Origin of the sequence: Pseudomonas danubii, assembly GCF_042980055.1 — a bacterium.
Taxonomy (GTDB): domain Bacteria; phylum Pseudomonadota; class Gammaproteobacteria; order Pseudomonadales; family Pseudomonadaceae; genus Aquipseudomonas; species Aquipseudomonas danubii.
On sequence record NZ_CP116502.1, the window covers coordinates 1428263 to 1452710 of the forward strand.

Annotated in this window: 27 protein-coding genes and 1 tRNA gene; 21 read left to right on the forward strand and 7 right to left on the reverse strand. The window is 62.5% G+C overall.

Annotated elements, in window-relative coordinates; translation table 11 throughout:
• Positions 1 to 5 precede the first annotated feature (5 nt).
• Both PFZ56_RS06695 and PFZ56_RS06700 read left to right on the forward strand, forming a co-directional pair.
• Positions 6 to 641 carry an NADH:ubiquinone oxidoreductase subunit N gene (locus PFZ56_RS06695; RefSeq protein ID WP_102882680.1) on the forward strand — a complete coding sequence of 212 codons (636 nt, stop codon included), beginning with the start codon at positions 6 to 8 and terminating at the stop codon, positions 639 to 641.
• Between the two features lie 199 nt (positions 642 to 840).
• Entirely contained in the window at positions 841 to 2343 is a 1503-nt protein-coding gene (locus PFZ56_RS06700) for a YdgA family protein (protein WP_170002513.1), read from the forward strand.
• A gap of 173 nt (positions 2344 to 2516) precedes the next feature.
• Here the strand turns inward: PFZ56_RS06700 and PFZ56_RS06705 are convergent, their stop codons facing one another.
• Positions 2517 to 3110 carry a DUF4291 domain-containing protein gene (locus PFZ56_RS06705; RefSeq protein ID WP_102882682.1) on the reverse strand — a complete coding sequence of 198 codons (594 nt, stop codon included), beginning with the start codon at positions 3108 to 3110 and terminating at the stop codon, positions 2517 to 2519.
• Between the two features lie 48 nt (positions 3111 to 3158).
• Positions 3159 to 3428: a hypothetical protein gene (locus tag PFZ56_RS06710; protein WP_170002515.1), complete on the reverse strand. Its 270-nt coding sequence runs from the start codon at positions 3426 to 3428 to the stop codon at positions 3159 to 3161.
• 421 nt (positions 3429 to 3849) lie between these two features.
• Between PFZ56_RS06710 and PFZ56_RS06715 the strand changes: the two genes are divergently transcribed.
• The 7 genes from PFZ56_RS06715 to PFZ56_RS06745 all read left to right on the forward strand — a co-directional run bounded on the left by PFZ56_RS06715 (position 3850) and on the right by PFZ56_RS06745 (position 8549).
• Positions 3850 to 4128, forward strand: a complete 279-nt coding sequence (locus tag PFZ56_RS06715; protein ID WP_102882683.1) for a BrnT family toxin — start codon at positions 3850 to 3852, stop codon at positions 4126 to 4128.
• Positions 4106 to 4369, forward strand: a complete 264-nt coding sequence (locus tag PFZ56_RS06720) for a BrnA antitoxin family protein (protein ID WP_110595261.1) — start codon at positions 4106 to 4108, stop codon at positions 4367 to 4369. Before PFZ56_RS06715 ends, PFZ56_RS06720 begins: the two co-directional genes overlap by 23 nt.
• A 201-nt stretch (positions 4370 to 4570) precedes the next feature.
• Positions 4571 to 5131, forward strand: coding sequence for a YbhB/YbcL family Raf kinase inhibitor-like protein (locus PFZ56_RS06725; RefSeq protein WP_170002517.1), 561 nt, complete (start codon positions 4571 to 4573; stop codon positions 5129 to 5131).
• 88 nt (positions 5132 to 5219) lie between these two features.
• Positions 5220 to 6989: a VWA domain-containing protein gene (locus PFZ56_RS06730; RefSeq protein ID WP_170002519.1), complete on the forward strand. Its 1770-nt coding sequence runs from the start codon at positions 5220 to 5222 to the stop codon at positions 6987 to 6989.
• A gap of 37 nt (positions 6990 to 7026) precedes the next feature.
• Positions 7027 to 7608 carry an RNA polymerase sigma factor gene (locus PFZ56_RS06735; protein WP_170002521.1) on the forward strand — a complete coding sequence of 194 codons (582 nt, stop codon included), beginning with the start codon at positions 7027 to 7029 and terminating at the stop codon, positions 7606 to 7608.
• A complete protein-coding gene (locus PFZ56_RS06740) occupies positions 7605 to 8288 on the forward strand; it encodes a hypothetical protein (protein WP_170002523.1) in 684 nt (227 codons plus the stop codon). Before PFZ56_RS06735 ends, PFZ56_RS06740 begins: the two co-directional genes overlap by 4 nt.
• Positions 8289 to 8360: 72 nt before the next feature.
• Complete coding sequence (locus PFZ56_RS06745; RefSeq protein WP_102862572.1) at positions 8361 to 8549, forward strand: hypothetical protein; 189 nt, start codon at positions 8361 to 8363, stop codon at positions 8547 to 8549.
• Positions 8550 to 8567: 18 nt separating this feature from the next.
• Here PFZ56_RS06745 and PFZ56_RS06750 read toward each other — a convergent pair whose 3' ends face one another.
• The 3 genes from PFZ56_RS06750 to PFZ56_RS06760 form a co-directional block, all read right to left on the reverse strand.
• A complete protein-coding gene (locus tag PFZ56_RS06750) occupies positions 8568 to 9032 on the reverse strand; it encodes a hypothetical protein (protein ID WP_102882689.1) in 465 nt (154 codons plus the stop codon).
• Positions 9016 to 9867 carry a hypothetical protein gene (locus tag PFZ56_RS06755; RefSeq protein ID WP_170002525.1) on the reverse strand — a complete coding sequence of 284 codons (852 nt, stop codon included), beginning with the start codon at positions 9865 to 9867 and terminating at the stop codon, positions 9016 to 9018. The genes PFZ56_RS06750 and PFZ56_RS06755 overlap by 17 nt, the downstream gene beginning before the upstream one ends.
• A gap of 175 nt (positions 9868 to 10042) precedes the next feature.
• Positions 10043 to 10119, reverse strand: a tRNA-Arg gene (locus tag PFZ56_RS06760).
• 188 nt (positions 10120 to 10307) lie between these two features.
• On the opposite strand from PFZ56_RS06760, the gene PFZ56_RS06765 reads away from it, so the two are divergent.
• From PFZ56_RS06765 to PFZ56_RS06805, 9 genes are all read left to right on the forward strand, one after another.
• Complete coding sequence (locus PFZ56_RS06765; protein ID WP_162884103.1) at positions 10308 to 10850, forward strand: RNA polymerase sigma factor; 543 nt, start codon at positions 10308 to 10310, stop codon at positions 10848 to 10850.
• Between the two features lie 119 nt (positions 10851 to 10969).
• Positions 10970 to 11197 (forward strand): RebB family R body protein, encoded by a 228-nt coding sequence (locus PFZ56_RS06770; RefSeq protein ID WP_011058560.1) that lies wholly within the window; start codon positions 10970 to 10972, stop codon positions 11195 to 11197.
• Positions 11198 to 11221: 24 nt separating this feature from the next.
• Positions 11222 to 11884: a hypothetical protein gene (locus PFZ56_RS06775; RefSeq protein ID WP_102882694.1), complete on the forward strand. Its 663-nt coding sequence runs from the start codon at positions 11222 to 11224 to the stop codon at positions 11882 to 11884.
• Between the two features lie 169 nt (positions 11885 to 12053).
• Positions 12054 to 12581, forward strand: a complete 528-nt coding sequence (locus tag PFZ56_RS06780) for a hypothetical protein (protein WP_249735456.1) — start codon at positions 12054 to 12056, stop codon at positions 12579 to 12581.
• Positions 12582 to 12693: 112 nt separating this feature from the next.
• Positions 12694 to 13008 carry a RebB family R body protein gene (locus tag PFZ56_RS06785; protein ID WP_011058563.1) on the forward strand — a complete coding sequence of 105 codons (315 nt, stop codon included), beginning with the start codon at positions 12694 to 12696 and terminating at the stop codon, positions 13006 to 13008.
• Positions 13009 to 13063: 55 nt separating this feature from the next.
• On the forward strand, positions 13064 to 13378 hold the full coding sequence (locus tag PFZ56_RS06790; protein ID WP_102862578.1) for a RebB family R body protein: 315 nt from the start codon (positions 13064 to 13066) through the stop codon (positions 13376 to 13378).
• 378 nt (positions 13379 to 13756) lie between these two features.
• The gene (gabD, locus tag PFZ56_RS06795) at positions 13757 to 15199 is read left to right on the forward strand and encodes an NADP-dependent succinate-semialdehyde dehydrogenase (RefSeq protein WP_102882696.1); all 1443 of its coding nucleotides are present in this window, start codon (positions 13757 to 13759) and stop codon (positions 15197 to 15199) included.
• Positions 15200 to 15376: 177 nt separating this feature from the next.
• Positions 15377 to 16654 (forward strand): 4-aminobutyrate--2-oxoglutarate transaminase, encoded by a 1278-nt coding sequence (gene gabT / locus PFZ56_RS06800; protein WP_102862579.1) that lies wholly within the window; start codon positions 15377 to 15379, stop codon positions 16652 to 16654.
• 142 nt (positions 16655 to 16796) lie between these two features.
• On the forward strand, positions 16797 to 18011 hold the full coding sequence (locus PFZ56_RS06805; RefSeq protein ID WP_110595271.1) for a response regulator: 1215 nt from the start codon (positions 16797 to 16799) through the stop codon (positions 18009 to 18011).
• Between the two features lie 105 nt (positions 18012 to 18116).
• Here the strand turns inward: PFZ56_RS06805 and PFZ56_RS06810 are convergent, their stop codons facing one another.
• A complete protein-coding gene (locus PFZ56_RS06810; RefSeq protein WP_102882698.1) occupies positions 18117 to 19109 on the reverse strand; it encodes a sensor domain-containing diguanylate cyclase in 993 nt (330 codons plus the stop codon).
• Positions 19110 to 19296: 187 nt separating this feature from the next.
• The gene (gene desA / locus PFZ56_RS06815) at positions 19297 to 20481 is read right to left on the reverse strand and encodes a delta-9 fatty acid desaturase DesA (RefSeq protein ID WP_170002528.1); all 1185 of its coding nucleotides are present in this window, start codon (positions 20479 to 20481) and stop codon (positions 19297 to 19299) included.
• A gap of 146 nt (positions 20482 to 20627) precedes the next feature.
• Between desA and dibA the strand changes: the two genes are divergently transcribed.
• From dibA to PFZ56_RS06830, 3 genes are all read left to right on the forward strand, one after another.
• Positions 20628 to 22547: a phosphodiesterase DibA gene (gene dibA, locus PFZ56_RS06820; protein ID WP_102862583.1), complete on the forward strand. Its 1920-nt coding sequence runs from the start codon at positions 20628 to 20630 to the stop codon at positions 22545 to 22547.
• Positions 22548 to 23052: 505 nt separating this feature from the next.
• Positions 23053 to 23235 carry a sulfur starvation response protein OscA gene (gene oscA, locus PFZ56_RS06825; protein WP_022643503.1) on the forward strand — a complete coding sequence of 61 codons (183 nt, stop codon included), beginning with the start codon at positions 23053 to 23055 and terminating at the stop codon, positions 23233 to 23235.
• 172 nt (positions 23236 to 23407) lie between these two features.
• On the forward strand, positions 23408 to 24418 hold the full coding sequence (locus tag PFZ56_RS06830) for a sulfate ABC transporter substrate-binding protein (RefSeq protein ID WP_170002547.1): 1011 nt from the start codon (positions 23408 to 23410) through the stop codon (positions 24416 to 24418).
• Positions 24419 to 24448 lie beyond the last annotated feature (30 nt).

Consider the following 24448-nt stretch of genomic DNA (forward strand, 5'->3'; position numbering starts at 1 on the left):
CAATAATGAAAAACCCTTATGCTCCGGGCTTCTGGTGTGCGCTCTGTGCACTGGTGCTGCTGTCTGCCACCTACTTCTACGGCATCATGCTGGCCCACCAGATCGACAAGGCCATGGTGTTCCTCGACAGCGCCAGCGCGCTGATCGCGGTGTTGGCCATCGGTGTGGTGGCCTGGGCCTCGTGGCAAAGTCAGAAAATCAAGAAAAGACAGCTCGAACAGAGCAAGACCCTGGTGATGATCTGGGACACCAAGGTGGCTCTGCGCCGGGTTGAGACCGTGTTCGACCGTTACTTCTGGGGCAGCTACTGGCAGCCGGGGCGGACCTTCGCCGAAGTCATGGGCGAACTCACCGGCACCCCGCTGGAAAAGAGCCTGGAAGCCCTGAAAAAGCAGTGCATGCTGCTCGACAAACAGGCCGATGACGGCCATCACTGGCTGAGCAATGCCCGGGAACTGTCGGATGTCGCCACCGCCATGGCCCGGGAGCGATATCAGCTGGATTTCTGCGACCCACGGGGTGAGTCCCGCGGTAACAGCCCGGTGATCGATCGGGACTTCGAAGTACTGGTCTACACCTGGAGCGCCCGTCTCAAGAGCTTCGACCATCAACTTGACGCCCTGGAAGTCGAGTATTCCTGAAATCCCTTCCCCCGGCCCTGTGGTAACCGCTACAGGGCCCGCTCCCCCGCGTTCCGCGGTTTTTCACATTCAAAGATTGGGCTCGCGCTAGCCGCCAGTGGTAATCTGCGCCGGTTTTGCGCGGAGTCGAGCCGCAACCCGTCATGGGTTCAGGGAAGACGAGCACACCTTCAAACAACGGATATTGATCGGGTCAGACATGAATAAATCAGCAGGCGTACTGTTAGGAATCGTCGTCGCGGTAGGTGTCATCAGTGCCGGCGGCGCCTGGTACACCGGCACCAAGCTGGAAGGGGTTCTGCAGCAGCAGGTGGTTGAAAGCAACAAGGAGCTGCAAGCGGCGCTGATCGGTTACGACGCCACCGCTACCCTGGAACTGGTGTCCCTGGAGCGTGGCGTGTTCAGTAGCGACGCCCGCTACCGCCTCAAGACCGAGGGCGAGGTGTTCAACGGTGGGCTGGAACTGATGATCGCCGACCACATCGAACACGGCCCGCTGCCTTTCTCGCGCCTGATCCGTCTCAAGTGGCTGCCCGTCATGGCGTCCAGTCATTACCAACTGGAAAATAATGCCCAGACTGACAAGTGGTTTGCCGCCACCAAGGGCGCTGCACCGTTCAAGGGCGTGGTCAATGTTGGCTATGACCTGTCCGCCGAGGGCACTGTGGATTTCGCTCCGATGGAGCTGGCCCTGGATGAGCTGAACAACCTCAAGTTCTCCGGCCTGAACGCCACCTTCAGCGTCAGCGAAAACCGCCAGAAAGCCAAGGTCGACGGCTACATGGACAGCCTGAGCCTGTTCCTCAGCTCGCCAGAAAAAGCACCGCTCAAACTGGACATCAATGGCCTGACCCTGGCCAGCAACCTGCAAAAGAGCAGCTTCGACTACTACCTGGGGCAGAACACCCTGGAGCTCACCAGCACCAAGGCCACCTTCGGTGACAAGCAGTCGGTGCTGACCCTGAAGAACTTCGAACAGAAGACCTCCAGCGAAGAAACCGGCAGCAACGTGGCTGGTCGTGCGGATTACCGCGTTGGCGAAATCGCCTTCGACGGCAAGACCGTGGGTTCGGCCGAGATGCTCTGGAGCATGAAGAACCTCGACAGCCAGGGCATGCTCGATCTGCTCCAGATCTACCAGACCGTGCTGCAGCCGTATCAGCAGGCGGCCAACGAGGCGACTGCCGAGGGTGAGCCGGCACCGGAACTGCAAATGAGCGACGCCCAGCAGGTCAAGGTGCGTGCCGCGGTAAACAAGGTCCTGGAAGCCAAACCACAGATCGCCCTGGAAAGCCTGGCATTCAAGACCGCTGGTGGTGAAAGCCGCTTCAGCCTGAGCCTGGACCTGGCCAAGCCGCAGAGCCTGGAACTGCCGCCGGCTGAGCTGGGCAAGCAACTGATCAGCCAGCTGGACGCCAAGCTGTCGCTGTCCAAGCCGATGCTGGCTGACGTCGCCGCCTTGCAGGCCCAGGCCGAAGGCCAGACCGACGCCAAGCAGATCGCCGAGCAAAGCGCCGCCACCGCGGAAATGCTCAGCGCCATGGCCCTGGCCACCCAGTTGGCCAAGCTGGAAGGCAATGCGGTGGTGTCGTCGCTGCACTACGCCAATAACGAAGTGAATTTCAACGGCCAGAAGATGACCGTCGAGCAGTTCGTGGGTTTTGTCATGAGCAAAATGGGCGGTGCTGGCACCCTGCAGTAAGCCCTAAGTGGGGGCGTCTCTGGCGCCCTCCGACCGCGAAGCCCAACGCCCGGCGCTGTTCAACAGCCCGGGCGTTTTGCTGTCCGGAGAGGGGTCGTCATGCAGTGTTTGCGCCTCAGTCCTGAGGAGGTAGGGCAGGCGTCGCTGATGGTTGAGCTGGCGCCAAGGGCGACTCATCTGTACTCGCGGGGAGTGGGATATTCCTGTTCTTGCGGAATCAGACTGTGGGCGCCGTCCAAATCACCTAGCTGAATAAGCCGATGAATCTCGTGGGCCAGGGGCGTGACATCGGTGATGCGCTTGATCCACTGGTTCACATACAACGCCACAGCCTCCTTGCTCAGGCCGATCTGGATCGCTCGGTGTTCCTGTGGCCGCAAGTACAGATCCCGTTCTGGGTCCCATTGAATGCGCACCGGCGACTGATCTTTCAACTTCAACCACTCTTCTTTGCTCATGGACTCGTCGGCATGGCTCAGGCAGCCGTTGGCCAGGGCCCATTCGAAGCCTTCGCGGCTGATGTCGATGGCCAGGATGCGGGTCTGTCCGGCGTCTTTGTAGCCCCAGCCGGCGCGGTACATCATCCACAGGAAAGACGGCTTTATCCAGGTCATGCGCTCCATCTTGAAGGGCGGGGAGACGAAGGTGCCGTGGGCCAGGGCGGCGTCGGCGATGCTGTCGGAGTAGGCCTGGTAGACGCGGATGGTGTCGGCGTCGTAGAGCGCGCGGATCTGGCGCTGGGGGAGTTCTGTTGCGGGTTTATGCATGGCATTTCCTTATGAAAAGCGGGCGGCCGGGAAGCCGCCCTGGGGTGTTTAGAGTTCGGCCTGCGGCCGCAGGCGCCGTGATGTCACATCCAGCAGATCACAGCCATCGCGCAGCAGGATGCTGCACACCAGGGTCAGTTCCTGCAAAACCACCGGTTCACTGCGCAGGGTCTCGGCGGCGAAGTTCTCCAGCAGTTGGGTCGCGGCGCGGATGCGAAAGGCTGCGGCGTCGTGCAGCACGTCGATGGGCGCCTGGGTGTCGATCAGCAGGGAAGGAATCAGGCAGTCGTGGCCGGTTATCGGCATGTAGCGGTTCATGATCAGTTCTCTCTATTCCGTTAGTTGAGCGGCTGTCCACTTACCGTCGCCAAACAATAGGTGGCAGTTGTGCGCAGGTTGGCGAGCCGGCAATAGAGAAAACCGACAGACCCGAAGGTCTCCCACGCACAACCGCCATAGAGCAATCATGTGGGCGCAAAAAAACCTGCAAGCAGGTTGTTTGCATTCTCTATATGTCGGGTCGCCAAACCCGAGTCGCCATCTGGGCGACGGCCGGACTATAAGCCGCCGGCTTCCAGCGGTGCAAGGCAAGTGTGGCGGTGTCTTTTCCGAGAACGCTGTAGGGCTTTTTCCGTACACATCCATCCTGCTTACGACTGTATTTCCAGGTGTTTACCCAGGGCGCTTTTGGCGAACGCTCGGCTAGCCTGTATGTACATTTGTAAATACGGAATTGCTCATGTACTTTGAATGGGACGAGGCCAAGAACCACGCCAACCTGCTCAAGCACGGCATCGATTTCAACGATGCCGTGCTGATGTTCCAGCGTCCGGTGCTGTCCTTGCGCGATGAGCGCCTGGACTACGGCGAAGAACGCTGGGTCAGCCTCGGTTGGATCAGGACCCTGGTGGGCGTGGTGGTCCATACCGAGCGGCGGGGTCATGCGGTGCGCATTATCTCGGCGCGAAAAGCCACTAAACGGGAGGCTAAATATTATGTCCAACGGATCGAAAACTGACGGATCGAAAACGGATTGGGAGCGCCTGGCGAAAGCCGATGACCAGAGCATCGATACTTCAGATATTCCCGAGCTGGATGACGATTTCTTTCGCCGCGCCGAGGTGCACCTGCCGGGCAAGAAGGCCGTGACCATTCGCCTGGACGCCGATGTGCTGGAGTGGTTCAAGGGCCAGGGCGCGGGTTATCAGACGCGGATCAACCAATTGCTGCGTCAGTACATGCAGGCCCATCGAGGCTGAGGGCCTGCCGCGTCATGTCGGGCGCAGTGTCTGGCCGGCCGTGAACTGTGCTCGCGATCGCGGTTGGACTCTGAAATATTCATTTACAACTACCCCTGTCCTCAAGCTCAATCTCCCCGCGCCCTGCACGAAGGAGCGCGCTCTTTTGTGCAGGCTATAGTCCTCTGGCCCCCTGATCTCATCTGCAAAAGGTGCTTTCGTATGTCTCGCTTTGCCTCCCGCAATACTTGGCTGGCCGCTGGTGCCGTGCTGCTGTGCCTGCAGTTTCCCGTGCAGGCCCAGGAGCGTTTTACCCTGAATATCCCTGGGGTCTCGGATGACCGGCTGTTCACCACCGGCAATGCCAGTGATGCCAAGGGCTGTGGCGGGCACAACAACTCCCCGGCCCTGAACTGGACCGCAGGCCCCACCGGCACCTTGAGCTACGCCATCGTCATGCACGACCCGGACGGCGCCAAGGGCCAGGGTGTGGATCACTGGGTGCATTACGGCATCAAGTCCAGCACTCGGCAGATTCCCGCCGGAGCTGGCACCAAGTCGACTCTGGAAGGTGTGGGCGGCCTCAACAGCCGCAACGGTACTTCCTACATGGGCCCATGCCCGCCGGTGGGTGACAGCGCGCACCACTACATCATCCAGATCTACGCCCTGGATCTGGCGCCGGATGCCCTGCCTGCCGGGCTGACCCGGGCTCAGTTGCTGGAGAAGATCAACGGCCACGTGTTGCGCAATAGCAGTGTGGTGCGCCGTTACGCTCGCTGAGTGAATTTTTTTCCGGGGCTTAACCCGAATGGCTCAGGGGCTTCGTCTGAAGGGGGGAATGGATCATTTCTTCCCGAGGTCAGCCCCCATGTCCCTTCCCGTGCATTTCCTTCGTCCGGTCGCCCAGGGTTTCGCCGCCGGTCTGTTGCTGGCGGTTGCCGGCTGTGGTGTGTCGTCCAAGCCCGAATCCGCCGCCGGGTCGTCAACCCAGGGAGCATTGCCGGCTGCGCCTGAAGCGCAGTACGAGGCGCAACACGCCGATGCCGCCATGACCAAGCGCGTGGCGCATCCCATGAGGTTGTCGGCACCGATGCCGGCGCCCATCGCCGCCCGTGATTCGATCATGGCCGGTTACCGCGACGAGGCCCGTGAGCAGTACCAGAAGTTGCCGGACAACCCGATCCACAGCGTTGCCCAAGCACCGGTCTCTACCTTCAGCGCCGACGTCGATACCGGTGCTTATGCCAATGTCCGCCGCTTGCTCAACCAGGGCAGCCTGCCGCCGGAAGGCGCGGTGCGCCTGGAAGAGCTGGTCAACTATTTCCCCTACGATTACGCCCTGCCCAGCGATGGCTCGCCCTTCGGCGTGACCACCGAGCTGGCGCCCTCGCCGTGGAGCTCCCACACTCGTTTGCTGCGCATCGGCATCAAGGCATCGGATCGTGCGGTGGCAGAGTTGGCCCCGGCCAACCTGGTGTTTTTGGTGGACGTCTCCGGCTCCATGGACCGCCGCGAAGGCCTGCCCCTGGTGAAAAGCACCCTCAAGCTGCTGGTGGATCAACTGCGGGATCAGGATCGGGTGTCGCTGGTGGTCTACGCCGGCGAATCGCGAGTGGTGCTGGAGCCTACATCCGGACGCGACAAGGCGAAGATTCGCACTGCTATCGAACAGCTCACCGCCGGTGGTTCCACGGCGGGCGCCTCGGGCATCCAGCTGGCCTACCAGATGGCCCAGCAGGGTTTTATCCACAAGGGCATCAACCGCATCCTGTTGGCCACCGACGGCGACTTCAACGTCGGCATCAGCGACTTCGACAGCCTCAAGGCCATGGCCGCCGAGAAGCGCAAGAGCGGTGTCTCCCTGACCACCCTGGGGTTCGGTGTGGATAACTACAACGAGCACCTGATGGAGCAACTGGCCGATGCCGGTGACGGCAACTACGCCTACATCGATAACCTGCGCGAAGCGCGCAAGGTACTGGTGGACCAGCTCAGTTCCACCCTGGCGGTGGTGGCCAAGGACGTGAAGCTGCAAGTGGAATTCAACCCGGCCCAAGTCAGCGAATACCGTTTGCTGGGTTATGAGAACCGTGCCCTCAAGCGTGAAGACTTCAGCAACGACAAAGTGGACGCAGGGGAAATCGGCGCTGGGCATACGGTGACCGCGTTGTATGAAATCGTCCCGGCGGGCGAGAAGGGCTGGCTGGAGCCCCTGCGTTATGCACAGGCCAAGGCGCCGCAGCAGAGTGGCAAGAATGGTGAACTAGCGATGCTGCGGGTGCGCTACAAGGCGCCGGAAGGTGGCAGTAGCCGCTTGATCGAACGGCCGATCAGCGCGCAGCAGCCGGCTAAACTGGCTGAGGCCAGCCCCGACCTGCGCTTCGCTGCTGCGGTGGCGGCGTTCTCCCAGCAACTCAAGGACGGCCGCTACACCGGCAACTTCAGCCTGACCGACACCGCCAAGCTGGCCCGGGGCGCCAAGGGCGAAGATCCTTACGGACTGCGCGGCGAGTTCGTACAACTGGTGGAGCTGGCGCAAAGTCTGCAAACTCAGGCGCCGAAAACCCAGACGGAAAATGCTGCCCAGGCCGAGGCTCATCCGTTGGACGTAAGCCAAGTGCAGAGCCGTCTTGAATAGACCCATTACGAGCAGTGAACAGGAGTTCATCCGCCCTATGTCTGCTCCCCAAGTGTCCACCGATGCCAGCAGCGATGAAGCGCTGCTGGCGCGTTATCGCGCCGGAGATCCTGCGGCCTTCGAGCTGCTCTACCAGCGCCATCGCCAGGGCCTGTATCGCTTTGTCCTGGGCCTGTGCGGCAAGGCCGAGCTGGCGCAAGAGGTCTACCAGGACACCTGGCTCAGCCTGATCCGCAGCGCCAGCCAGCCTCAGGGCCGGGCCAGCTTTCGTACCTGGCTGTATCAGATTGCTCGCAACCGGCTGATCGATCACTGGCGCAAGCACGGCCAGCGCAACCCGTTGCACGACAGCTATGACGAACAACTGCATGGCGAAGCCGACCAGGCTCCCGGTCCCGAACAGCAACTGAGCCTGTGCCGCGACCAGCAGCGTATCGAAGCCGCCTTGCAAGACTTGCCCGAAGACCAGCGCGAAGTGTTCCTGCTGCGCGCCCACGGCGACCTGGAACTGCCGGAGATCGCCAGCCTGACCCAGGCGCCGCTGGAAACGGTGAAAAGCCGTTTGCGCTACGCGCTGAAAAAATTGCGTCGGCTCCTGGCCGAGGAGGTACGCACATGACTGACGCCCGACAGACCCCGTCCCCTGAAGAACAGATGCTGGCGCACATCCGTCAACACAGCGCTCAGGAGCCTCCGGCGCATCTGGATGCCCTGATCCTGGCCACCGCGCGCCGCGAAGCCCCGGCGCCCAAGCCGAGCCTTTGGCAGCGCTGGATGCAGGCCTGCCAGCGGCCGCGCTATCAACTGGCCTTTGCCAGCCTGTTTGGCGTGGCGCTGGTCATTGGCTTGCTGCGGCCTTCCCCGGAGCACTATCCACAAGAGCAGGCCTTTGTCCCTGCGCCCGCTCCAGCCCCAGCTGCACCCATGGCACGCCAGGCGGCGCCACGCTCCGCCGAGCTGGCCGGGGCCTTGAGCGTCCCTGAGCCCGCAGCCCCTTCGCCCATCGCACCGGCGGCCCCTGTCGGCAGTTTTGCCGCGGCGCCGGAGATGGAAGCGTCCGCTGATGCAGCGCCACCTGCGCTGGCCAAGCCCAGGGCCGAGTCGAGCAAGCTGGCCAAGCGCATGTCGGCCCCGGTCGAGCCCCGGACGATCAAACGGCTGGATGAGCAACTTCAGGCGGTCTTGCGCCTGTGGGAAGACGGCCAGAGCCGTGCGGCGGCCGAGCTACTGCTCCAGTTGCATGAACAGTATCCACAGGAGGATCTGGACGCGCGCCTGCAAGCCTTGCGTCGTCAATAAGGTGCGGGGGTTGGCTGTCGCCAGGGAAAGCGCGCACTATCTGCGCAGTTTCCAGAAAGTGAGAGGCCGGTCATGGCACCCCGCATCGACCGTATAGCGGCAATGTTGAACTGCCCGATCAAGGGCGCGGATATCCGTCAGGCCATCAAGGAGAGTCGCAAGGACTTTGGCCTGGAAGAGGCTGAAGAGGGCGCTGATCCCGAGGCGCAGGACGAAGCCGAACAAGCGCAGCAGGACGCCGAAGCCGCCGAGGATGAATAATTCCGGCGGCCGCCGGGTTCAGCTGTAGGGCAAGGCGGGCAGGTCGATGAACTCGGCGCAGGCACCGTCTGCGGTCATGCGCCGGGCCCGTTCCGGCAGCAGCCGGGCGTGATTTTCCACCTGCCAGCGATACCAGCTCAAACGCTGCACGATGCGCCGCCGGCAGGGCTCCGGCAGCTGTGCCAGCAGATCGACGCTCTCGGGCGCCCAGCGGGTCCGGGTCGAGTAATAGCCGAACAGGTTTTCCCGCAGGCCGAAGCAATCCTCGATGGTTTCCCCAACGCTGTAGACGTAAAGCTCGAAGGCGCTGCTCAGTTGCTGTGCGCCATCGGCGTGGTCCCGCAGGTAAGCGAAGATCCCCGGCCAGTTGATGCAGTACAGGTGCTCGTCCCAATCGCCGTCCCGGGTCAGGTACTGGCCCTGGCCGCGAAAGAACTGGGGTATTTCCTGACGCTCCAGGGCTATTTCAAAGTTGCTTTTCATCGCGTATTCCTTCGACGTCGGTGATGTTCACGGACAGCGCCACGCATTCGATCACGCAGTCAAAACCGATTTCCAGGCGCAGGTGATAACCGGGGTTGAGGCGGGTGAGCTGGGTACGCATGCGCCCGTCGAAGCGCGTACCGCTGACCGCCAGTTCGCTGATGCCCTGGACCTGAAGCAGCAAGCGGCAGTGGGTTGGGGCCTGGCTCGCCGGCCAGGTGGAAGGCACGGACAGCCGTCCCAGATCGCCATACAGCTGCAGGCTCAGTTGCTCGCCTTGAAACACCGGGCCTGGGGTATTGAAGTCATAGGGCGTGGCCGCCTCATTGAAGACCGCTCTCCAGGTTTCGCTGTTGTCGATGTTGAACAGCCAGTCGCGGGTGCCCCGATCCCGCTGCGCAATCGCCCTGCATTCCTGCAGAGGAGGCAACCGTGCGCGGCTCAGGTCCTCGTGCCACAGCTCCCGGGCCGCGACCAGCAGGCGCTGGAAGAAGTCCCGGCTGTCGTCGAGCACCGCCGGCCAAGTGCTGGGCCATTGCGCGTATTCGTCGTCATCTTCAGCAGGCTCCCAGATGTTGTCGAAGTCATAGTCCGGATCGTCCAGTGCGGCTTGCAGAACCTCTACCAGCCGTTGCCGATGACGGAAGTTCTGCTGGGGGTAGTCGCGCCGCAATGCGTAATGACGGATCAGGTATTCGCGGTCCTGGGAATCGTTGGGGTTATAGCGGCTCAGTTCGGCATCCAGTGCCTGGGGCATGTCATAGCCCATGAAACAGCTGACCCAATCACGTAGGTCTGGCTTGAAGGGCTGATTGAGCAGGGGATGGCGCAGCATCGGGACCTCCTGTCCGGGGGGGCTGGGAATGTAGCAAGTCGCGCTCCACCGGGACAGCCTCCAGTCGCGAGCCGTCGTCCTGGATCAGGGAGTGAATGAGGCTGCTGCCGGCAACGCCGGCTTTCGGAAACAAAAAAGCCCCAGGCCATCAGACCTGGGGCTTTCTCGTTGAAGCTGGTGCACCCGGCGGGATTCGAACCCACGACCCCTGCCTTCGGAGGGCAGTACTCTATCCAGCTGAGCTACGGATGCAGTGCGGGCGACATCATACCTATGTCGACTCGAAGCGTCCACGCCGGCTTGCATCCCTTTTCCACCGCCCGGCGCAATCCCCGGAAACCCGGGCCGTAGTGGCAGTTTTTCCCGCTGCATCGGCCGTTCGGCCCAGCGCAACCTGCAGCCATATCCGTGCAGTCACGGGGCACAGGGAGGTGCGGGAGATGAACTGTTTGATGCAAGAGGGCCTGCCGACAGCGTTGGCGGATCATCTGTTCGAGGCCAGCTGGAAGGCGGTGCTGCCCGGGTTGCAGCGCCGCGCCCGGCAATTGGCGCGGGGTAACGCCGATGGCGCCCAGGAGTGGCTGGCGGCCACGGCGATCAAGGCGCTGCTGTTCTTTCGCCGTTCGCCGGAGCGGATTCGCGATCCCCAGGGTTTTCTGTTCCTGGTGCTCGATCATGTGTTTGTCGACAGCTGTCGGCGGCGGGCGCGGGAACAGCGTCTGTTCGTGGATTTCGCCGATTTCGAGGACGACCCGCTGCAGCAGCTGGAGGCGCCGCAGATGTCGGTGCTGGAGCAGGTGGAACTGCTGGAAACCCTGGCCCTGCTCAGTCGGCGGGTGGCGCAATTGCCTTTTAAAAAACGCCGCTTGTTTGAACTGAAGTTTGTCGACGATCTGCCCTATCCGAACATCGCCGCCGAGCTGGGAATGAACCAGCCCCTGGCGCGCAAGCATGTGCAATTGTTGCGCGAGGCCCTGCGTTGAGGGCGTGGCAGGATTCACAGCGGGTGCGCCGGGACGTTCTTGTTCAGTGAGCCTGTTTTCGACGCTGTAGCCGGTGCCGCCGCCTTCTGCGGTGGGCCATTCCATCTAAGGAGAGATGTATGCCCGATCCAATGGTCAACTCGCAGATCACCGATGCCGTGACCCAGACCAACGTCAAGGTGGTGGCCGAAGCCCCGGCCCAGGCCATCGCCTCGTTGTATCAGGTGGCCAGCCACTCGGCGGGCCTGTCGTTGCAGAACGCGGTCAACAGCCAGCAGGCGCTGAACCAGATCTCTAACGCGGTGGTGTCCAAGGCCGTGGCGTTGATCATGGCGATCGGCGAATAGGGCTGATCGCCCGGGAGAATCGTCATGGCATGGTTCAAGAAGAAAACCCCACCCGCGGCCGCGGCCGATGACACCGCGAGCGCGGCGGCCGGCCCCAGTCCGGGTGCGGAAACGGCCGAGCCTCAGGCGGCGCCCAGCGAGCCCACGTCGACCGGCACCGATGCGGCGGCCGAGTCTGCGCCATCACCGCCGTCCGCCGCCGCGCGGCCTTCGGTGATGGAGACGATGAACGCCCATTTGCTCAAGCAGGCCGGCAGCCCCAGCACCGACAGCACTGATGCGCTCAACAGCCAGATCGTCCAGGCGGTGCAGTTCACCAATGCCCAGACCTTCAGTTATGCCCCGGCGCAGATCGCAGCGGCGCCGGACATGATGATCAGTCAGGCCGCCGGTCTGGTGGCGCAGTCGGCGGCGGGGTATTTCGACGGGGTCAGCAAGCTGGCCCTGGCGGCCCAGGCGGTGCTGCTCAAGCAGATGACCGAGAACATCGTCAAAGAGAACGTCAAGGGCGCCGCCGAGGACGCCCTGGGCGTGCTGGCCACCGACCTGATGGTCGGCGCGGCCGCTGCCGTGGCGGCTGCGGCGGGTGCGATGGAAGCGGAGGCGGCAGGCATGGCCATCGACAAGATCGACGCCAGCATCGCCAAGTACAGCGCCACTCTGGCCAATCGATCGTCGTCTTCCTGAGTCCGACCCTCGGGCGCGCAAGGCGCCCGGGGCCGTCGTGCCAGAGGCGCCGGCGTTCGCCGGTCGCTCTGTTCACCCCAGGCGTTGAAGTTCGACGGACCCGGTGCCCAGCCCTTCAACGCCATTCATCAACAAGGAGCATGCAATGGCGAATGAAGAGCAAACCCCGATGGCGACGATACTTCTCTTTGCCGAGAAGTATCTGAATCGTCCATTGACCCAGGTCGAGCGCCAGGTACTGGAGGCGTTTGTCCAGGACAAGCCGCTGGACATGTCCAAGTCCGCGCAACAGAGCGTTGATCAGGCGCGGCAGCGGGCCGTCGAGCTGATAGAGGCCGATGAGCAGCGCACGCGCAAGATCATCGAGCAGTTGTCGGGTGTCGGCGTCGATAGGGCCGATCCCCAGGCGCGCGAACTGGTGCTGCGTCAACTGCAGGCGGTGGCCGAGAGTCAGGCCGCGGCCGCCACTGCTGCGCCGACTGCCGTATCGGAACCGGCAGCAGCACCAAGTTCGGACAAGACCGCGGCCGCAACACCCACTCCCGCCCTGGCCCCTGCCGACGATCCAGCCCTCAAGGCGATGATCAGCGCCCTGGTGCAGCAGGAGGTGAAAGTCGCCGTCGAGGCGCGCATGGCCGAGTTGTCGCAGAAGGTCGAGGACACCCTCAAGCAGGTGCTCGCTGCTGCCGGGCAATAAGCCCCCCCTGAAATAAGCCGACGGTCCCAAGCCTCACGGTTCACAGCAAAACGGCTGCCACGTTCACTCAAAGACACGGAATGCTCCGTGTACTAACAAAGGAAGTTGAGCCATGCCACTTGTAAACGAACAAATCACCGATGCCGTCACCCAGACCAACGTCAAAGTCGTCGCCGAAGCGCCGGCCATGGCGATGGGCACCATCTACCAATCCATGGCCCAGGCCACCGCGATCCTGTTCCAGAACTCGGTCTCGGCGCAGCAGCAGCAAAATACCCTGGCCCAGGCCGCGACCAACCAGGGCGTGATGCAGATCTACAGCGTCGACACCACCGCCGGCGCCGCCGCCACCGAGAAGGTTGCTCAGGGCGGGGTCTCCGACAACCTCACCAGCCTGCTGACGGTGCTCAAGTCCTTCCAGAGCTGAGTGGCTGAGCGCCTGATTTCCCGTTGAACTTTCCTGCTGAAAAAATGGAGTTTTTATGAGCACAGTCAGTCCGCAAATCACCGATGCCGTGACCCAGACCAACGTCAAGGTCGTTGCCGAAGCACCGGCCATGGCGATGGGCACCGTCTACCAGTCCATGGGCCAGTCCGTGGCCATCCTGTTCCAGAACTCGGTGTCGGCCCAGCAGCAGCAAAACACCCTGGCCCAGGCGGCCACCAACCAGGGCGTGATGCAGATCTACAGCGTCGACACCACCGCCGGAGCGGCAGCCACCGAGAAAGTCGCCCAGGGCGGCGTGGCCGACAACCTCACCAGCCTGTTGACGGTGCTCAAGTCGTTCAGTAGCTGATCCTTTCCCTGGCGTCACGCCAACGCCCCCGCGGTCTGCAGGCCCCGGGGGCGTTGTCTTTTCGGCGGTTGCGAGTGACGTTGATCTGAAATTTTTAACCTAAAGGACGTTTACGTTCTTTTTTTCGAACAGCCTATTGTCCTTTACCCCTGTTGACCCTAGGATTCGTTTGAGATTTCAAACGCTCTTGCCTGGGTGCCCAAGCGCACGTCTATCCTTGTGTGCGACATTTTCGTGCTTTTACCCAGTGAACGATTTTCCTGACGGCAGCTTTGTCCAGGGCTTGCAGACGCGCCAGCGCGGTCCATGCCTGACAGGGCGCCTTTTTTACAATCACAATTCGCCCCGCGTATGCGCGGTGCTGTTAAGGAAGCCGACATGCAGCTCAAAGACGCCCAGTTGTTCCGCCAACAAGCCTTCATCGATGGAGCTTGGGTCGACGCGGACAACGGCCAGACGATCAAGGTCAACAACCCCGCGACCGGTGAAATCCTCGGCACCGTACCCAAGATGGGCGCCGCCGAAACCCGCCGCGCCATCGAAGCCGCCGACAAGGCCCTGCCGGCCTGGCGTGCCCTGACCGCCAAGGAGCGCGCCACCAAGCTGCGCCGCTGGTATGAACTGCTGATCGAAAACCAGGACGACCTGGGTCGCCTGATGACCCTGGAGCAGGGCAAGCCGCTGGCCGAAGCCAAGGGCGAAATCGCTTACGCCGCCTCCTTCATCGAGTGGTTCGCCGAAGAAGCCAAGCGCATCTACGGTGACGTGATCCCTGGCCACCAGCCGGACAAGCGCCTGATCGTGATCAAGCAGCCGATCGGCGTGACCGCCGCCATCACCCCGTGGAACTTCCCGGCCGCGATGATCACCCGTAAAGCCGGCCCGGCCCTGGCCGCCGGTTGCACCATGGTCATCAAGCCCGCTTCGCAAACCCCGTTCTCGGCCCTGGCCCTGGTGGAACTGGCGCACCGCGCCGGGATTCCGAAAGGCGTGCTGAGCGTGGTCACCGGCAGTGCCGGCGACATCGGCGGCGAGCTGACCAGCAACCCGATCGTGCGCAAGCTGTCGTTCACCGGCTCCACCGAAATCGGTCGCCAGCTGATGGCCGAATGCGCCAAGGACATCAAGAAAGTGTCCCTGGAACTGGGCGGCAACGCGCCGTTCATCGTGTTCGACGACGCCGACCTGGATAAGGCCGTCGAAGGCGCGATCATCTCCAAATACCGTAACAACGGTCAGACCTGCGTCTGCGCCAACCGCCTGTACATTCAGGATTCGGTGTACGACGCCTTCGCCGAGAAGCTGAAAGTCGCGGTGGCCAAGCTGAAGATCGGCAACGGTCTGGAAGAAGGCACCACCACCGGCCCGCTGATCGACGAAAAAGCCGTGGCCAAGGTCCAGGAACACATCGCCGACGCCCTGAAAAAAGGCGCGACCCTGCTGGCCGGTGGCAAGTCCATGGAAGGCAACTTCTTTGAGCCGACCATCCTGGTCAACGTGCCGAAAGACGCGGCCGTGGCCAAGGAAGAAACCTTTGGCCCGCTGGCGCCGCTGTTCCGCTTCAAAGACGAAGCTGAAGTCATCGCCATGTCCAACGACACCGAGTTCGGCCTGGCGTCGTACTTCTATGCCCGCGACCTGGGGCGTGTGTTCCGTGTCGCCGAGGCCCTGGAATACGGCATGGTCGGGGTCAACACCGGCCTGATCTCCAACGAAGTGGCGCCGTTCGGCGGCATCAAGGCTTCGGGCCTGGGCCGTGAAGGCTCCAAGTACGGAATCGAGGATTACCTGGAAATCAAATACCTCTGCCTGGGTATCTGATCCGGTTTCAAGCGCCGGGGGCACGAGAGCGCTGTCCCCTGGCGCCGCTTTAAAAACGCACGTTTTCAAGGTGGCCCGGGACCGCTCCGGCAGTCGATCATCGCATGCTGTCGCAGGCGCTTCCCCGCCCCGCAACCCTTGAATCACACCGCTGTAGCAGCGGTGAATGAGGACACTATGAGCAAGACCAACGCATCCTTGATGAAACGCCGTGAAGCCGCTGTACCGCGCGGTGTAGGCCAGATTCACCCGATCTTCGCCGACAGCGCGAAGAACGCCACCGTCACCGACGTTGAAGGCCGCGAGTTCATCGACTTCGCCGGCGGTATCGCGGTACTGAACACCGGTCACGTGCACCCGAAAATCATCGCCGCAGTGACCGAGCAACTGAACAAGCTGACCCACACGTGCTTCCAGGTCCTGGCCTACGAGCCTTACGTGGAACTGTGCGAGAAAATCAACGCCAAGGTTCCGGGTGACTTCGCCAAGAAAACCCTGCTGGTGACCACCGGTTCCGAAGCCGTGGAAAACGCCGTGAAGATCGCCCGTGCCGCCACTGGCCGCGCCGGCGTGATCGCCTTCACCGGCGCCTACCATGGCCGCACCATGATGACCCTGGGCCTGACCGGTAAAGTCGTGCCTTACTCGGCCGGCATGGGCCTGATGCCAGGCGGTATCTTCCGCGCGCTGTACCCCAACGAACTGCACGGGGTGAGCATCGACGACTCCATCGCCAGCATCGAGCGCATCTTCAAAAATGACGCCGAGCCACGTGATATCGCTGCCATCATCATCGAACCGGTGCAGGGCGAAGGCGGTTTCTACGTCGCGCCTAAAGAGTTCATGAAGCGCCTGCGCGCCCTGTGCGACCAGCACGGCATCCTGCTGATCGCCGACGAAGTGCAGACCGGCGCTGGCCGTACCGGCACCTTCTTCGCCATGGAACAGATGGGCGTTGCCGCCGACCTGACCACCTTCGCCAAATCCATCGCTGGCGGCTTCCCGCTGGCCGGTGTCTGCGGCAAGGCCGAATACATGGACGCCATCGCTCCAGGCGGCCTGGGCGGCACCTACGCCGGTAGCCCGATCGCCTGTGCCGCCGCTCTGGCGGTGATGGAAGTGTTCGAGGAAGAACACCTGCTGGATCGCTGCAAGGCGGTGGGCGAGCGTCTGGTGACCGGCCTCAAGGCCATCCAGGCCAAGTACCCGGTGATCGGCGAAGTGCGCGCCCTGGGCGCGATGATCGCAGTGGAACTGTTCGAAAACGGCGACAGCCACAAGCCGAACGCCGCTGCTGTGGCTCAGGTCGTGGCCAAGGCTCGCGACAAGGGGCTGATCCTGCTGTCCTGCGGCACCTACGGCAACGTGTTGCGGGTTCTGGTTCCGCTGACCTCGCCGGACGAGCAACTGGATAAAGGCCTGGCCATCATCGAAGAGTGTTTCGCTGAACTCTGAGTGGTTGCTGCTGTGACCTGATCGACAAAAAAACCCGCTTCGGCGGGTTTTTTTCATCCCCAGGCGGTCCATAGGGGATTTGCGCTGTATGGAAGCCCGTGCATTGACTAAGGTGCAAAGGATTGCCTAGGGAGCGTGCTGCATGACCGCTGTTGATTTACCCGCTGTACCTCGTGTGCTGATTGCCGAGGCCGATCCCTGGTCTCGTGATTTGCTCAAGCAAGTGCTGCTCAACGTGCGCTGTGACGCGCGTCTGGATCTGTGTGCCGACGGTCAGGAAGCCCTGGAACTGTTGAGCGCCAAACCTTATGACCTGATCATTGCCGACTGGGAGTTGCCGGGCATCGACGGTCTCGCCTTGCTGCGCTCCGTGCGCCAGCGCAAGCGCAACCCGTTGCAGCCTTTCATTCTGCTCAGCGTGCGCAGCGACAGTGCCAGCGTGCGCGAGGCCTTGCCTCTGGCACCCACGGCCTACCTGACCAAACCCTTGAACATGGAAAGCCTGACCCAGCGCCTGCAGGGGCTGCTGCTGGATGCTGGCCAGGAGGTTGCCTGCGAGGTGCCGACCCTGGCCCCGGGCATGACCCTGTGGACCTTTCTTGAACGCCGTCGCGAGATCGCCGATGGCGCACCGCTGCTGACCGATGTGCAATTGGCGGTCAAGCGTAGCCTCAACCCCGACGGGCTGGACCTCAAGCTGCTGGAGGAGGAGATCCGCACCGATCCCCAGATCACTGCCGTGCTGATCTGCGCCGCCAACAGTGCCGCGCAACACAACGGTGAAGGCGTACAGACCCTGTCCCAGGCCCTGCACCGGCTGGGTACCGGGCAAAGCATGAACCTGATTCTGGGCCTGGCCCTCAAGCGCAGCGCGCGCCTGAGCGACCCGGCCCTGGCTGACTATGCCGAGCGCTACTGGGAGCTGTCGCTGCACACGGCGGAATATGGTCGGACCCTGGCCCGCCTGCTGGACCTGGATCAGGAGCGTTGCTATTGCGCGGGCCTGTTGCACCGGCTGGGCGATCTGGCATTGCTGCGTTGTCTGCAAGAGTGGAAGCAGGCCGGTGGCGAACTGGATGAGCAGGAAGAAATCGGTGATGCCCTGGAACGCTTCGGTGCCGCCTATGGTTCGGCGCTGCGCACTCGCTGGCGCATGCCCCTGGAGCTGCGTGAACTGATTGCCTCGATCTACCAGTTGGGCGGAGGGGTCTATTCCCGCGAAGCCCTGGTGATGAACCTGGCGGCGCAACTGGCGCGGCTGACCGAACATGAAGGGGTGGAGGAGGTGGCCCGCAGCAAGACGGCGCGCCTGCTGAAAGTCGGCTTGCCGGAGCTTTCCCGCCTGCGCAAGGGCTGATCCTCTTTAGCCGCCGGCTCGCCGGCGAAGACATTCGCCACCGCGCTGTGGGCCTTTAGGGCCTGTTCGCTGGCAAGCCAGCTCCCACGGATGGGGCGCGCGTGGTTATCCGCTGACGATGCGGTTCTTGCCCTGGCGCTTGGCTTGGTACATCGCCGCATCGGCCCGGGCGAACAGGCTGTCGAGGCTTTCATCTTCGCGGCGTCGGCTGCTCAGGCCCTGGCTGATGGTGATGTTGAAGGTCTGGCCCTGGCAGCTGAAGGTCTGCCGCTGAATCTCGCGCTGCAGGCGTTCGGCAACCTGATGGGCCATGTCCGCGCTGCAGCCGGGAAACACCGCCGCGAACTCTTCACCGCCGATGCGCCCGAACAGGTCTCCCCGACGCAGTGCAGCCCGTCCGCTCTCGGCAATGCGCTGCAGAACGATGTCGCCTTCGGGATGGCCGTAGGTGTCGTTGATCACCTTGAAGTCATCGATGTCCAGCAACAGAAAGACCAGGGGTAAACCTTGCCGGCGTGCCTGTTCGAACTCGCGATGGGCACATTCGAAGAAGTGTCGGCGGTTGCTGCTTTGGGTCAGCACGTCGGTGGTGGCCAGGCGTTGCAGCTCGGCTTCCAGCTGCTTCTTTTCGGTGATGTCTTCGGCAATGCCCACCACGATCAGCCGCTGCCCGGGTTCGGTGTTGCGGTTGATGAAGCATTTGTCGCTGAGCCAGCGCACCTGCCCCTGGGCATCGATGATGCGGTACTCGCGATCTTCCACCGCGCCCCTGTCCAGGACCTGGGCCAGGCTGCGCTCGGCGTATTCCAGGTCGTCGGGGTAGATGCTGTCGCGCCACTGGTTGAAGTCCGCCAGCAGCAGGCCTGCCGGGCGGCCGAAGATCCGTTCATAGGCCGGGCTGACGTACAGCACCTGGCGGTTGTCCCAATCGAAGGCCCAGAGCACTGCATTGACGCTGACCAGCAGGGCGCTGAACAGCTGCTCGCGCTCGGTCAGGCGGGCGACTTCGCCCTGTGCATGCATCAGGGCCATCAGGGTTTGCGCGGCTTCGGGCCACTGGGGAAGCGAAGATGGAGTGTGTGAATTCTTATTGACCATCGGCACAGATCTCAAAGGGCGTGCCGCGCCAAGTTCGACAGCAGCCACAACCAAGCCCGCCTGGGTGGCGAAGTGTTCAGTGAGATAGGGGATCGGACGCTAAGTTCCCAGCCATTGCGGCGATACCTGGCGCGCCCGCCGGACGGTCGCAGTCGCCCCTCGCCGGCTTGTGGCGAGGGGCTTTGGCTCAGGCTGCGGTGGGCCGCAGAGAGTAGGTTTTCAACTGGTGGGCGAAGTCCCGCAGGGACTGGATACCGCTGGCCTCGGCCTCGTGCACCCAGTCCTTGATCGCCGCCAGCATGTCGTGGCCGTTGGCGCTGGTCTTGACCCAGATCTGCTGCAGGGCCAGGCGCTTTTCGTAGATCACCTTCAACGCCTGGCTGTGTTCCAGCATGGTCTGGATGCGCAGGTGGTGGCGGTCTTCCAGCAGGCTGGTTTCCCGGGACAGCAGGCGCTTGGCGCGGTGGAACTGGTGGCGCACCGAGTGATCGACCTTGGCCAGCTCCTGCTTCACCAGCGGGCCGATCACCAGCTTGCGGTACTGGGCCATGATCTGGAACCGGTTGTTGAGGATGGCCATGGCCGTGTCCATGTCCAGGTGGCCCTTGCCTTCGACCCGGTGGGCGATGGGCGCTACGCGCTGGACCTTGGCCAGGCGCAGGAAGCTGAAGACCTTGATCCAGGCCCAGCCCATGTCGAACTCCCACTTCTTCACCGAGAGCTTGGCCGAGTTGGGGTAGGTGTGATGGTTGTTATGCAGTTCTTCACCGCCGACGATGATGCCCCAGGGCACCAGGTTGGTGGCGGCGTCTCGGCATTCGAAGTTGCGGTAGCCGACGGCGTGGCCCAGGCCGTTGATCACGCCGGCGGCCCAGAATGGAATCCACATCATCTGGATCGCCCAGATGGTGATGCCGATGGTGCCGAACAGCAGCAGGTCGATGACCGCCATCAGCGCGATACCGCCCAGCTTGTAGCGGCTGTAGAGGTTGCGCTCGATCCAGTCCTCCGGGCAGTTCTTGCCGTAGATGCGCAGGGTTTCCGAGTTCTTGGCCTCTTCGCGATACAGCTCGGCGCCCTTGCGCAGCACCGTGGACAGGCCCTTGATCACCGGGCTGTGGGGGTCGTCGACGGTCTCGCACTTGGCGTGGTGCTTGCGGTGGATGGCGGTCCACTCGCGGGTGTTCTGCGCCGTGGTCAGCCACAGCCAGAAGCGGAAGAAGTGTTTTAGGCCGGCGTTGAGTTCCAGGGAACGGTGCGCGGAATAGCGATGCAGATAGATCGTGACCGCAACGATGGTCACGTGGGTCATCAACAGAGTGACTGCCACCAGTTGCCAGGCGGACAAGCCAAGTAAACCTTCGTACCACATAGGCGATAAGGCCCTCGATAAAGAAAAAAACAGCTCAGGCATTATCACTAAGCCCGCTGAGAAAACCAGTCGCCCTTTCAGATAAGAGTGGCGGCATGTTTCTTCCTCTATAATCCCGAACTTTTCGTGTGGAAATAGACGGACTTATGTCGGTTTCTTATCGCAATGGCTTGCGTGCCGCGCTGCTCTATCTGCTGCTATCCCTGATCTGGCTGCAGTTCAGTGGTTATTTACTGAGCAGTTTCTTCGATGAATTTGCCGATCAGGCCTACTGGCACGAGGTCAGTGGCTACGCCTGGGCACTGGTCAGCGCGGTGCTGATCTTCTTTGCCCGGGCCCGCCTGTTGCGAGTCATGGGCGCCGACCGCTGGTTGCGCCATCAGCAGAAGGATCGCGAGCGCCTGCGCCAGGCGGCGGCAGTGTTCGACTGCACCCGCGAGGGCGTGCTGGTCAGCGATACCCAGGGCCAGATCGTCCACGTCAATCGCGCCTTCATCGAGATCACCGGCTACCAGCGCGAAGAGGTGCTGGGTCGCCAGCCGAGCCTGTTCAAGTCCGGCCACCATTCGCCGGACTTCTACAAGGCGATGTTCGACTCGCTGCAGAAAACCGGCGAATGGAGCGGCGAAATCTGGAATCGACGCAAGAGCGGCGAGATCTACCCGCAATGGCAGAGCATTCGCGCGATCCGCGATGAGCAGGGCGAGCTCACCCACTATGTCGCGGTGTTCTCCGACATCAGTGCAATCAAGGATTCCGAGCACGAACTGGCCCACCTGGCCCACCACGACCCCTTGACCGACCTGCCCAACCGCCTGCTGTTCACCGATCGTGCCGAACAGGCCCTGGCGTCGGCGCAGATCCACAAGCGTGGCTGCGCCATGCTGATGATCGACCTGGATCATTTCAAGATGATCAACGACAGCCTCGGTCACAACGTCGGCGACCAGTTGCTCAAGGCCGTGGGCGAGCGCCTGGGGGGCATGTTCGGCCCGGGCATGACCCTGGCACGTCTGGGAGGCGACGAGTTCGCAGTGCTGGCCGAAAGCTGCCCGCAACTGGTGCAGGCCGCCGCCCTGGCGCAGCGCATCATCGACGGCCTCAAGGAGCCCTTCCAGCTGGGTGAACAGCAGGTGGTGATCAACGCCAGCATCGGCATCAGTCTGTTCCCCAGTGACGCCCTGAGCGCCAGTCAGCTGCTGCGCAACGCCGATGCGGCGCTGTTCAAGGCCAAGAGCGCCGGGCGCAACGGCTATGCCCTGTACACCGAGGAACTCACCGCCCATGCCCAGCAACGGGTGGAGATTGCCTTCGAACTGCGCCGGGCCCTGGAGCAGCAGGAGCTGCGGGTCTACTACCAGCCGGTGCACGATCTCAAGAACAGTCGCCTGATCGGCGTCGAGGCCCTGGTGCGCTGGGAGCATCCGCAACGTGGCCTGGTGTCCCCGGCGGAGTTCATTCCGATTGCCGAACGCACCGGGATGATTGCCGAGATCGACGCCTGGGTCATGCAGCAGGCCTGCCGGCAGATGTGCCAGTGGCAGGCTGAAGGTGTGGTGCTGTCGTTTGTCGCGGTGAACGTATCGACCCGTCTGTTTGCGCGCAGCGAGCTCTATCAGCAGGTGGCCCAGGTGCTGCACGACACCGGCCTGGACCCGGCCTACCTGGAACTGGAAGTCACCGAAAGCGCGGTCATGGACGATCCCGAGGTGGCGCTGGAGCAGATGCACCGTCTGCGTGAACTGGGCATTCGCCTGGCCATCGATGACTTCGGTACCGGCTACTCGTCCTTGCTGCGCCTCAAGCGCCTGCCGGTACAGAAGCTCAAGATCGACCAGGGTTTTGTCGCCGGCCTGCCGTTCGATGAAGACGATGCGGCGATCTCTCGGGTGATCATCGCCCTGGCCCAGAGCATGGGCATGCAGGTTCACGCCGAGGGTATCGAGCAAGCGGAGCAGGCGCGGTTCCTGCTCGAACACGACTGTGACCTGGGCCAGGGCTACTGGTTCGGCCGGCCGGTGCCGGCAGAGCAGCTCGACTGGAGCAATGCCCCCGCCATCCGCTGATACTCCTGTAGCCGCTGCCGCAGGCTGCGAACGAGCTGGGCGGCACTCCGACGCAGCGGTCGCGGCGATGTCAGGACGCCAAGGGTTCGTCTATAGATCGCCAGGCAAGGCCCTGCGGGCCTTGTCGCAGCCTCGCGAAAGCTCGGCAGCGGCTACAGGATCGAATGCGCCATGGGCAGGGGAATTCCCAGGCTCTGCCCGGCCGGGCGCCCCGACAAAACGGCCTCCACCAACCCCTGTAGCCGCTGCTGAGCCTGCGAAGCTGCGAACGACCGCAACGCGGGCGCAAATGTTGTAGACCGCTGAAGGCCTGATGGCCTTGTCGCAGCCTCGCAGGCTCGGCAGCGGCTACAGGGGGCTAAGCTGCTGTCAGGTCGAATAATTTTTCTGGTTATATAAACATTCTTAAACAGTATTTTTAAGAATATCCGCGCCTATCTACTATTGCTCCCACGCCGCAAGCAGTGCCGCCACTGCCAGGCACCTTTCACTCAGGAGCAGCACCATGAGCGCATCTCTACGTAGCGTTGACGGCCAGGACGAAGCAACCATCTTGCGGGAAATTCAAAGCGCTCTGCGCGACCTGCGCTTTGGCGCGGTGGAAATCACCGTGCACAACGCCCAGGTCGTGCAGATCGAACGCAAGGAAAAATTCCGCCTGCAACAGCCCGGCAACAAACCCAGCTGACTGCAGCGCAGTCGAAGACCGCATCACCCTCTCGTGATCGAGAGGCCCGACTGGACAACCGGAGGGCGTCATCCATGACCCCCAGTCTGAACCCCAGCATTCGCCCACGAATGCGGGCCTGATTCGCCATAAGAAAAATGCCAGCACTTTAAAAAATTTCGGGAGCTCCATCATGTCGTCGATTCGCCGTTATGCCCTGGCCGCCCTCGCCAGCGCCGTTTTTGCCGGTTCCGCCGTTGCCAAGGATTACGAGCTGCTCAACGTGTCCTACGACCCGACCCGCGAGCTGTACCAGGACTACAACGCCGAGTTCACAAACTTCTGGAAGCAATCGCATCCCGGCGACAACGTGAAGATCCAGCAGTCCCACGGTGGTTCCGGCAAACAGGGCCGGGCGGTGATCGACGGCCTGCGCGCCGACGTGGTGACCCTGGCCCTGGCCGGTGACATCGACGAAATCGCCAAGCTCGGCAAGACCCTGCCGGCGGACTGGCAGAAACGCCTGCCCGACGCCAGCACCCCCTACACCTCGACCATCGTGTTCCTGGTGCGCAAGGGCAACCCCAAAGGCATCAAGGACTGGGGCGACCTGATCAAGAAAGACGTCTCGGTGATCACCCCGAACCCGAAAACCTCCGGCGGTGCGCGCTGGAACTTCCTTGCCGCCTGGGCCTATGGCCTGAAAACCGGCGGCAGCGAAGCCCGTGCTCAGGAATACGTCAAAGAGCTGTTCAAGCACGTGCCTGTGCTGGACACCGGCGCTCGCGGCTCGACCATCACCTTCGTCAACAACGGTCAGGGCGACGTGTTGCTGGCCTGGGAAAACGAAGCCTTCCTGGCCCTCAAGGAAGACGGCGGCGCCGACAAGTTCGACATCGTCGTGCCTTCGCTGTCGATCCTTGCCGAGCCACCCGTGGCCGTGGTGGACAAGAACGCCGAGAAGAAAGGCAACACCGAGATCGCCGAGGCCTACCTCAAGCACCTGTACAGCCCGGCCGGCCAGGAAATTGCCGCGAAGAACTTCTACCGTCCCCGGGACAAGGACGTAGCCGCCAAATATGCCCAGCAGTTCCCCAAACTGGACCTGGTGACTATCGACAAGGACTTCGGCGGCTGGAAGACTGCCCAACCGAAATTCTTCAACGACGGTGGTGTGTTCGACCAGATCTACACGGCCCAGTAAACCTGTTGTAGGAGCTGGCTTGCCAGCGAA